Consider the following 9,248-nt stretch of genomic DNA (forward strand, 5'->3'; position numbering starts at 1 on the left):
CCGCAGTGCCGTGGCCATTTCGGCCGCGCCTTCGAGGGCGACGGCGCCGATGATCTCGCGCTTGCCGCGGAAGTGGCTGTAGAGGACGGGCTGGCTGTACTCGATGCGCTCTGCGAGCCGGCGGGTGGTGACCGCGTCCCAGCCCTGCTGCTCGGCGAGTTCGCGGGCCGTCGCCACGATGAGGCGCTCGCGACCCGCCCGTTCGCGCTCCTTGCGTTCCTGTACCGACATGATTCGATCCTAGCATCACTAGACAAGCGAGCGGCAGTAGTACTAGCGTTGCCTCATCATCTAGCGATGCTAGCTCTCAGGGGGATTCGTCATGCTCAACGCACTTGAGGTGTTCACCACCGTGATCGTCGGCGTGATGGTGGGGGTGGAGTTCGCCGTCGCCTTCGTCATCAACCCGATCCTCAACGCCCTCCCCGGCGACAGTGGCCAACTCGGCCGCGCCCACGGGGGCCGGATGCTCGGCGCCGTGATGCCGGTCTGGTACATCACCTCGCTCGTCCTCGTCGCACTTTGGGCCGTCGCCGGATGGCACCGCCACGGCACCGGCCTCGTCGTCACCGCCGGCGCGCTGCTGATCCTCAGCGTGATCATGTCGGTCCTGCTGCTGGTCCCGATCAACAACCGGAGCAAGACGTGGACCCCCGAGAACCGCCCCGAGGACTGGAAGGAGCAGGCGAACCGCTGGGACCGCTTCCACTACGTCCGCGTCGCCGTCATCATCGCCGCCTTCGCGCTGCTGGTCGCCGCCCTCGCCTGACTCGGCGGCCCGAAAGCCCCGACCAACGGTGCCCCGCCGTGGGCCCGCTGCTGAGAGCTCTGCCTGGCTGGACGGGACAGGCGGAGCTCTCAGCCACAGCCGCTGATGCACGGTGCACTGTCGTGCCGCTACGAAAAGACCCCGTAACGCCGGAGCCAACAGCAATGGAACGGGAACCGCGGCTCAGCCCGCCCCGGCGCCGGCCGCCGTCGTTGTCAGGGTTCTTGTCCGGTCCCCGCGCCGGCGACCGGACATCCAGGTCGGGATCGTACGGAATGGGACGGAGTAGGCACCGGGAGTGACACGGACGGAGGCTCCAACGCTGAAGGGCATGAGCGCCATCCCGCCGCGACGACGACCTGCCCCGACGTTCCGTCCCCCGATCCCCAGAGGCCACCGCGCATGCACCCACCCATCGGCAACCCGGATCACGACACGATGGAACTGTTCCTCGGCGACGCCGGTGCACCCGGTACGGCGCCGGAGCCGCCGGCCCCGGTGTTCGTGGACACGTCGGGGCGTAGACAGCGCCGGGTGCGCCGATGGGGTTACCTGCTGGTGGTACCCGCCGCCGCCTACGTCGTCCTGCTCATCAGCGCCCTGCTGGGCGGCCCCACCCTGCAGTCACCGTTCCTTCCCTCCGCCCAGGCTCCGCACACCCCCGCGCCCGAGGGGCCGGCCGGGAGCCGCAGCGCGAGCCCGTCCCCCAGCGGTGCGGTGAGCAAGAGCCCGCGCCTCGACCCGGCGGCCTCGCGCAGCGCCGCACCTGACCCGGCTGCCGCGACCGCGACCAGCCCTGCGACGCCGGGCACCGGAACGACCAAGGCCGCCACCGGACCGGCCGACCCCGTTGCGTCGCCTCCCGGCGGGGGCCGCGGCCGCGGCACCGCGCCGCCGGGCCAAGGCGACGGCAAGCCCACCAGCCGCCCCTGAGCCCGGCACGCGGGGCATCGTCCGCACACGCGGGGCATCGTCCGCACCGGCAACAGCGCATGCCCCAGCACCGCATCTCTCCACACCGCACTACGCAGCAGGCAGGAAGCCCCGTCCCTTGTCGAAGAACCGTCGCCGCTCCCGCGGCAGGCACAGCTCCGTACGCAACATCCCCCTGCGCACCCACTGGCTGCTGCTGACCACCCTCGTACTCACCCTCTCGGCGGCGCTGCTCCTCCAGGGCTACACCCAGCACCTGTTCGACACGACCCCCGACGGGGCTCCCCGGGAGCGAGGTCCGGGAACCGCGGTCCCGGCCGGCGTCAGCTCCGGCGGGCCGGTGATCGAGGGCACGGCCGGCCGCACCGCCGCCCCGGCGGCCCGCACCCTCGCACTGACCTTCGATGACGGCCCCGACCCCGTCTGGACGCCGAAGATCCTCGACGTGCTGCGCCGCAACGACGTGCCCGCCACCTTCTTCACCGTCGGCAACCGGGTCGCCGAGAACCCCGGCCTCGCCCGCCGGATCGTCGACGAGGGCCACCAGATCGGCATGCACAGCTTCACCCACACCGATCTCGGCACCGCGTCGCCCTGGCGGCGTTCCCTGGAACTGCGCGAGACCCAACTCGTCATCGCCGGCGCCACCGGCGTCACCACGCCGCTGCTGCGCCCCCCGTACTCCTCCACCAACAAGGCGCTCGGCGACGCCGACTGGAGCGCCGTCGTCCAGGCCGGACAGGAGGGGTACCTGACCGTCCTGACGACCCTGGACAGCCAGGACTGGCGACGCCCGGGCGTAGAGCGGATCATCGCCGACGCCACCCCGAAGGACGCAGCGGGACAGATCGTGCTGCTGCACGACGCGGGCGGGGACCGGGCGCAGACGGTCGCCGCGCTCGAACAGCTCGTGCCGCGCCTGAAGGCGTCCGGCTGGAAGTTCGTCACCGTGGGCGACGCCGTCGCCCTCCCCGAAGTCGTGCAGCCCGCCGGAACCGTGGACCGGTGGCACGGCCTCGCCCTCATCACCGCACTCCGCACCAGTGACTGGATCATCGAAGCCCTCTCCTGGCTGCTGTGGGCGGCGGGCGCGATCAGCCTGCTGCGCGCGGTCGCCGTCTTCGTCGCCGCCAGGCGCCATGTGAAGATGCGCCGCAGGCCCTGGGGTGCTCCGGTCACCGAACCCGTCAGCGTCATCGTCCCCGCCTACAACGAGAGCGCCGGCATCGAGGCCGCCGTCCGTTCCCTGGTGGCCTCCGACCATCAGGTCGAGGTCATCGTCGTCGACGACGGCTCCACGGACGGCACGGCCGACATCGTCGAGGCCCTCCAGCTGCCCGGCGTACGGGTCATCCGGCAGCAGAACGCCGGAAAGCCGGCCGCCCTCAACACGGGCATCGCCGCGGCCTACTGCAATCTGCTCGTCATGGTCGACGGCGACACCGTCTTCGAACCGGACGCCGTCCGCATGATCGTCCAGCCCTTCGCCCAGCGCCGCGTGGGGGCGGTCTCCGGCAACGCCAAGGTGGTCAACCGGGGCGGGCTGCTCGGACGCTGGCAGCACATCGAGTACGTGGTCGGCTTCAACCTCGACCGCCGGCTGTTCGACCTCGCCGAGTGCATGCCCACCGTCCCCGGTGCCGTCGGCGCGTTCCGCCGCGAGGCGCTGCTGAGGGTCGGCGGCGTCAGCGACACCACCCTCGCCGAGGACACGGACCTCACCATGGCCCTGTGCCGGGACGGCTGGCGCGTCGTCTACGAGGAGCGGGCCAAGGCATGGACGGAAGCCCCCGCATCGCTCGGTGCCCTGTGGAAACAGCGCTACCGTTGGTGCTACGGCACCCTCCAGGCGATGTGGAAGCACCGGGGCGCTCTCACCCAGCGGGGGCAGGCCGGAAAGCTGGGCCGACGCGGTCTGGGCTACCTGCTGATGTTCCAGGTCCTGCTGCCCCTGCTCGCGCCCGTCGTGGACGTCTTCGCCGTCTACGGCCTGGTGTTCCTCGACCCCCTGCGCATCCTCGGCCTGTGGACGGCTTTCCTTCTCCTCCAGGTCCTCTTGGGGCTGTACGCGTTCCGCCTGGACGGGGAGCGGCCGACGCCGTTGTGGAGCCTGCCCCTGCAGCAGTTCGTCTACCGCCAGCTCATGTACCTGGTCGTGATCCAGTCCGTCTTCACCGCTGTCGCCGGGTCCCGGCTGCGCTGGCAGCGAATGGATCGCTACGGCAGCCTCCAGGTGCCCGTCACCCCGTCCGAGCCTCCGCTGCCGGAGCACTCGCCCATGACGGAGACGCCCTCGGCCCCCCAGCCGTGGCCCGTTCCCGAGGCCGCGCCGTACGGCGGCTACGACGCGGACCCCGCCTGGGCGTCCCACCCTCCTGCGTCGGTCCCGCACAGCTCACAGGACCACATCTGGCCCTCGCAGGGGCACCGCGACCTGTAGGCACCGGCGCCGGCTCCGAGGTGTTCCGTTCGGCGTTGCCGCAAGCGCGGGGCGGCCGTGCCTCACCGGCCTCGGTCCGCAGGGGCCGCACACGCGTTCATCAGCGGCGCCGTGTGGTACTGCGGTGTGCGGATGGTGCCCGGACGCCGTCCCGCTGCCGCCGGATCCGTCGGTTGAGGCTGATCGGCCCCACACGCCGGCGTTTCCGGCGGAACTCGGCCCGTACGCCCGCTTGTTCGTGTCGGGCGTGCCGAGGTCCGCTTATGCTCCATGAGATTGTCTGCCGAGCGAGACGAAGGACGCGGGGATGAGCGCAAGCGGGGGCGACGGCGCGCCTTGGAATCCGTACGGAGCAGGACAACCCCCGGTTGCGGGCCGGCTGACCTTCGGGCGGCTCTTCAACCCCATAGCCGTGGGCCGCATGGTCTTCACGCCGTCCCGGCCGGACCGCGTGCACGATCCGTTGGTCAAGAGGGTGCAGATCCTGCGGACGGCCATCGGGCTGGTCTCGATCACATGGATGCTGCTGTCCTACGGGCTGGCGTCGGACGCCGACGGCGTGGTCGACGACCGCTTCGGCCAGATCCGTACCGCCCTGATCGTGCTGGCGGTGACCTTCCCGGTCGCCGTCGCCGTCTTCATCGCGGCGGCCCGCCCGCCCCACCGGCGCCTGTTCCTGCGCCGCGCGGTCAAGCCGGCCGGGGCGCTGCTCGCGCTGGTCGTCACGCTCGCCGTGCCGCGCCTGATCACAGGGCTCGGCTATGTGGACGAGCACACGAATTGGACGGCGTCCGCCGGGCGTGTGGTGCTGCTGTTCGCCCTGGGCGCCTTCCTGTTGTGGCTCGCCCCCTTCGCCCTTTACGGCATCGGGCAATCGCTCGTCCACGTTTTCCGGACGGCAGACCTCCACGAGACGGTGCCACCGCTGCTCGCGACGCTCCTGGTATGGGAACTCGCCCTCTTCGACGTGTTCCGAGGCGCCTACGACAGCGTGCCCCTCGGGGCCCGGCTGGCCTTCCTGCTCGGAGCACCGCTGTCCGTCACCGCCGTGGCGCTGTGGGAGCTGCGCCGGCTGCGCACGCGCCACGGCATCACCCTGCGCGGAGCGCTGCTGCGCTGAGCGGTCGCGACCACCGCGCCCGCGCCGAAGTTCGGCGGGGTGAAGCACGCCCTGTACGGAGACGAAGCCCTGCGCGCCTTCGCCACCCACCACGCCGGCGAACCCCCAGAGGCGGTCATCAAGGCACTCGCGGGCCTGCTGGACGAGTTCGGCGACGGCCTCGAGGACGACACCGCCCTCCTCGCCATCGGCGTGCCCATGACGGAAGATCCACGGTGACACCGCTGAAAACCCTCGACCGCCTGGAGCCCGCCTGGCACACCCGGGGCTGACGGGTCGGGTGCGTGCCTTCAGGGGGTGACGACGGGAAAGAACAGGTCGGGGCCGGCGGTCAGGGAGAGCGGACGGCTCGGCAGACCCGGCTCGTCCTCGTGGTCCGCGGTCGGGTCTCCCCGGGCCGCCCCCGTGGACCTGGCGGCGGCCGACATCCCGTGCGGCCCGACTGTGGCGGCCGCGCACATGGGAGCGTCCCACGGGCGTGCCGGATGATTCCGGGCATGACAAGCGGACATCCTCCCGTGCACTCTCCCGCGCCCCACGGAACAGCGGCCACCGCGGGCATCGACCTGGCGGGCCGCACCGCCATGGTGACCGGCGCCGGCAGCGGCATCGGGCGGGCCTGCGCCTCGGCGCTCGCCGCGGCCGGGGCCCACGTCCACGTGGTGGACATGGACGCCGCCACGGCGAAGGCCGTCGCCGAGACGATCGGCGGGCGGGCGCACGTGGTGGACCTGGCCCGGGCCGAGAGCGTCGGCGAGCTGCCGGCCGACATCGACATCCTGGTCAACAGTGCCGGGCTGCAGCACGTCGCCCCGCTGTCCGAGTTCCCGCCGGACCGCTTCGCCCTCATACAACGCGTGATGGTGAACGCGCCGTTCCTGCTGATCCGCCGGACCATGCCGCACATGCGCGCACGCGGATGGGGCCGCATCGTCAACATCTCCAGTGCGCACGGGCTGCGTGCCAGCGCGTTCAAGGCCGGTTACGTGACCGCGAAGCACGCACTGGAAGGGCTGAGCAAGGTCGCGGCCGTCGAAGGCGCTCCGCACGGCATCACCAGCAACTGCGTGAACCCCGGCTACGTCCGCACACCACTGGTCGAGCGGCAGATCGAGGCCCAGGCCGCCGCTCACGGCATCGACGCAGGTCAGGTGGTGTCAGACGTGCTGCTGAGCCGCTCCGCGGTCAAGCGGCTGCTCGAACCGGCGGAGGTCGCCGCAGCCGTTCTGTGGCTCTGCGGCCCGCACACCGGCTACATCACGGGCGCCTCGATCCCCCTGGACGGCGGCTGGACCGCCACCTGACTCCCGGCGGGGGGCTGTCAGAAGCCGGGCCCGCCGCCCGTGACGCGGTCCCACCGGGAGCGGGTGGCTCCGAAGCCGCTCTCGTGCACCCAGACATGGGTGCACCCGGGGCACTGGAGGTGGAGCATGCTTCCGGTGGTGGTGAGGAGGTAGCGCCAGTGGGTGGAGCAGGTACGCCGCTGCTCGCAGGGTTCGCAGCCGCGGTCGTCCGCACACTTCGGGCAGGCCACCCAGGCACGGCGTCCTGGGTCGGCCTGCGGGTCAAGCGGCAGCACTGCCGTCTCCGCGCGACGGCAGCACACCGGCCGCGACCAGGTCGTCGTAGAGGCGCTGCTGTTCGGCGTCGAGCCCGGAATAGAGCAGGTCGTACGCGGCTTCCTCGCCGAGGAGCACCTCCATCGGATCCCAGTCCGGGCCGAGGGCCGCCATCACCTGGGCGCGCCGGAGCACCTCCTGCGAGGTGAGGTCGACGGGGAAGTCGACCAGCTCGGACGCGTCGGAAGGACGGGAGGCGTCGGAGGAAGGGGTGGGGTCGTCGGGGGCCATGACAATGAAGTTAGGTAGGCCTTCCTTCTTTGGTCAAGGGGGCGTGGGCGGAGTCACAGTCCGCTGGTCAGGGGGTGTGCGAGCCAGGCGCGCACCGCCGGACGAGGCGGCCGCTGTTCTTACGGATCCGTGACGTGCGGCCCGGTACGAGCGTCGCGGGGCGGTGCGCGGCATAGCGTCGGAGCATGCGCGTACTTGTGACTGGCGGCGCGGGCTTCATCGGCTCGCACATCGTTGCCGAACTGATCGGCCGTGGCCATGACCCGGTGGTCTTCGACCTGGCGGAGGACGGGCGGGACGTACGGGACCCGGATGCCGTGGCGAAGGCGTTGGCGGGCGTGGACGCGGTCTGTCACCAGGCGGCCAAGGTGGGGCTGGGGAAGGACTTCGGGGACGCCCCCGGCTACGTGTCGGCCAACGACCTGGGCACCGCGGTGCTGCTGGCCGAGATGGCGCGGGCGCGGGTACCCCGGCTGCTGCTCGCCGGGTCGATGGTCGTCTACGGCGAGGGGCGCTACGCGTGCCCCGCCCACGGCACGGTCCGGCCCGGCCCGCGTGCGGAGAGCGACCTGCGGGCCGGGCGGTTCGAGCCGCGCTGCCCGGTCTGCGGCGCCGACCTGGCGCCGGGGCTGGTCACGGAGGACGCGCCGACCGACCCCCGCAACGTCTACGCCACGACCAAGCTCGCCCAGGAACACCTCGCGTCCTCGTGGGCCCGGGCCACCGGTGGACGCGTCATCTCGCTGCGCTACCACAACGTCTACGGGCCGGGGATGCCCCGCGACACCCCGTACGCGGGAGTGGCCGCGCTGTTCCGGTCCTCGCTCGCGCGGGGCGAGGCGCCGCGCGTCTTCGAGGACGGCGGACAACGCCGGGACTTCGTCCACGTGCGGGACGTGGCCGCGGCCAACGCGGTGGCCCTGGAGACCCTGGACGCGGCGGACACGGGCGCCGGGCCCGCGGGTTTCACCGCGTACAACGTCGGCAGCGGCGACCCGCGGACCGTCGGAGACATGGCCGGGGCGCTGGCCGCCGCGTGCGGCGGCCCCGGCCCGGTCGTCACCGGCGAGTACCGCCTCGGCGACGTCCGGCACATCACCGCCGACTCGGCGCGCCTGCGCCACGAGCTGGGCTGGCACCCGGTCGTCCCGTTCGCCGCGGGGATGGCCGAACTGGCCACGGGCGAGGCCGTTTCCGTCACGACGGGACCGTGATATCCCTCGGACACGACCCGAGGGCTGCCCCGTGATCCCCGGCGGGCGCACGACGACAGTCACGGCACCTCGCCGCGTCGTCGGAGCGCCCGCATACGACCGGTATGCAGACGCCCCTCCGGTTTGCGACGCACCGCATCCCACGCCGTGCGCCGATCCACCGGGGATCACGGGACAGCGCTCAGCCGGCAGCGGCCGGCAAGGTCAGTTCGAAGCGGCAGCCGCCCGAGACGTTGTGGACGTTCGCGCGGCCCGCGTGGGCCTCGACGATGCCCCGGACGATCGCGAGGCCCAGTCCCGCGCCCGAGGGAGGGGTACGGGCCGGGGTGCCGCGCCAGCCCGTGTCGAAGACGCGCGGGAGGTCCTCCTCGGGGATGCCTCCGCAGGCGTCGGTGACCGAGACCACCACCGAGTCGGCGCGGCGTTCGGCGGCGATCGCGACCGTACCGTCGGCCGGCGTGTGGCGGATCGCGTTGACCAGGAGATTGGACAGCACCCGCGTCATCTCCTTGCCGTCGACCTCCACCGGCAGTGAGACCACCCCCTCGCCGACCAGCCGTACGCCGTGCTCGCGGGCGAGCGCGTCGGTGCCGGCCAGGGCGTCGCCCACCAGGTCGTGGAGGGACATCCGGGTCAGCGTCAGGGACAGCGCGCCCGCGTGGATGCGGGAGAGCTCGAAGAGGTCGCCGACCATGGAGTTGAGACGGTCGACCTCGGTGCGGATCTGCCGGTGGTAGCGGGCGGGGTCGGCCGCCATGCCGTCCTCCAGCGCCTCCGACATGGCGCGCAGCCCGGCCAGGGGGGTGCGCAGATCGTGCGAGATCCACGCCACGAGCTCGCGCCGCGAGGCCTCCAGGGCCCGCTCGCGCTCGCGGGAGGCGGCCAGTCGCTCGCTGGTGAGGGCCAACTCGCGGCTCAGCGC

11 protein-coding genes and 1 pseudogene are annotated in these 9,248 nt (G+C 72.3%); 7 read left to right on the forward strand and 5 right to left on the reverse strand.

From position 1 onward, the window contains the following. A partial coding sequence (locus ACWGIU_RS19795; protein WP_453707527.1) for a helix-turn-helix domain-containing protein occupies nucleotides 1-231 on the reverse strand: 231 nt, incomplete at its 3' end. 91 nt (nucleotides 232-322) lie between these two features. Between ACWGIU_RS19795 and ACWGIU_RS19800 the strand changes: the two genes are divergently transcribed. The 5 genes and pseudogenes from ACWGIU_RS19800 to ACWGIU_RS19820 form a co-directional block, all read left to right on the forward strand. Next, nucleotides 323-769 (forward strand): anthrone oxygenase family protein, encoded by a 447-nt coding sequence (locus ACWGIU_RS19800; protein WP_453707529.1) that lies wholly within the window; start codon nucleotides 323-325, stop codon nucleotides 767-769. 402 nt (nucleotides 770-1,171) lie between these two features. Further along, the gene (locus tag ACWGIU_RS19805; RefSeq protein ID WP_453707531.1) at nucleotides 1,172-1,702 is read left to right on the forward strand and encodes a hypothetical protein; all 531 of its coding nucleotides are present in this window, start codon (nucleotides 1,172-1,174) and stop codon (nucleotides 1,700-1,702) included. Between the two features lie 118 nt (nucleotides 1,703-1,820). Next, a complete protein-coding gene (locus tag ACWGIU_RS19810; RefSeq protein ID WP_453707533.1) occupies nucleotides 1,821-4,142 on the forward strand; it encodes a bifunctional polysaccharide deacetylase/glycosyltransferase family 2 protein in 2,322 nt (773 codons plus the stop codon). Between the two features lie 307 nt (nucleotides 4,143-4,449). Beyond that, nucleotides 4,450-5,262, forward strand: a complete 813-nt coding sequence (locus tag ACWGIU_RS19815) for a hypothetical protein (RefSeq protein ID WP_453707535.1) — start codon at nucleotides 4,450-4,452, stop codon at nucleotides 5,260-5,262. A gap of 48 nt (nucleotides 5,263-5,310) precedes the next feature. Then, nucleotides 5,311-5,481 (forward strand): annotated as a pseudogene (locus ACWGIU_RS19820) (histidine kinase); the annotation flags it as partial. A gap of 71 nt (nucleotides 5,482-5,552) precedes the next feature. On the opposite strand, the gene ACWGIU_RS19825 reads toward ACWGIU_RS19820, so the two are convergent. Next, the gene (locus ACWGIU_RS19825; RefSeq protein ID WP_453707537.1) at nucleotides 5,553-5,690 is read right to left on the reverse strand and encodes a hypothetical protein; all 138 of its coding nucleotides are present in this window, start codon (nucleotides 5,688-5,690) and stop codon (nucleotides 5,553-5,555) included. Nucleotides 5,691-5,759: 69 nt separating this feature from the next. Here ACWGIU_RS19825 and ACWGIU_RS19830 point away from each other — a divergent pair, with 69 nt between their 5' ends. Beyond that, nucleotides 5,760-6,566 (forward strand): 3-hydroxybutyrate dehydrogenase, encoded by an 807-nt coding sequence (locus ACWGIU_RS19830; protein WP_453707538.1) that lies wholly within the window; start codon nucleotides 5,760-5,762, stop codon nucleotides 6,564-6,566. Between the two features lie 17 nt (nucleotides 6,567-6,583). Here the strand turns inward: ACWGIU_RS19830 and ACWGIU_RS19835 are convergent, their stop codons facing one another. Together ACWGIU_RS19835 and ACWGIU_RS19840 are read right to left on the reverse strand one after the other, a co-directional pair. Next, on the reverse strand, nucleotides 6,584-6,841 hold the full coding sequence (locus ACWGIU_RS19835; RefSeq protein ID WP_453707540.1) for a hypothetical protein: 258 nt from the start codon (nucleotides 6,839-6,841) through the stop codon (nucleotides 6,584-6,586). Continuing rightward, nucleotides 6,828-7,112, reverse strand: a complete 285-nt coding sequence (locus tag ACWGIU_RS19840; RefSeq protein WP_453707542.1) for a DUF6400 family protein — start codon at nucleotides 7,110-7,112, stop codon at nucleotides 6,828-6,830. Before ACWGIU_RS19840 ends, ACWGIU_RS19835 begins: the two co-directional genes overlap by 14 nt. Before the next feature lie 185 nt (nucleotides 7,113-7,297). Here ACWGIU_RS19840 and ACWGIU_RS19845 point away from each other — a divergent pair, with 185 nt between their 5' ends. Then, the gene (locus tag ACWGIU_RS19845) at nucleotides 7,298-8,326 is read left to right on the forward strand and encodes an NAD-dependent epimerase/dehydratase family protein (protein ID WP_453707544.1); all 1,029 of its coding nucleotides are present in this window, start codon (nucleotides 7,298-7,300) and stop codon (nucleotides 8,324-8,326) included. Between the two features lie 181 nt (nucleotides 8,327-8,507). Here the strand turns inward: ACWGIU_RS19845 and ACWGIU_RS19850 are convergent. Next, nucleotides 8,508-9,248: sensor histidine kinase (locus tag ACWGIU_RS19850; protein ID WP_453707546.1), on the reverse strand; the 741-nt coding region annotated here is incomplete at its 5' end.

It is taken from the genome of Streptomyces sp. NPDC054840 (assembly GCF_053611065.1).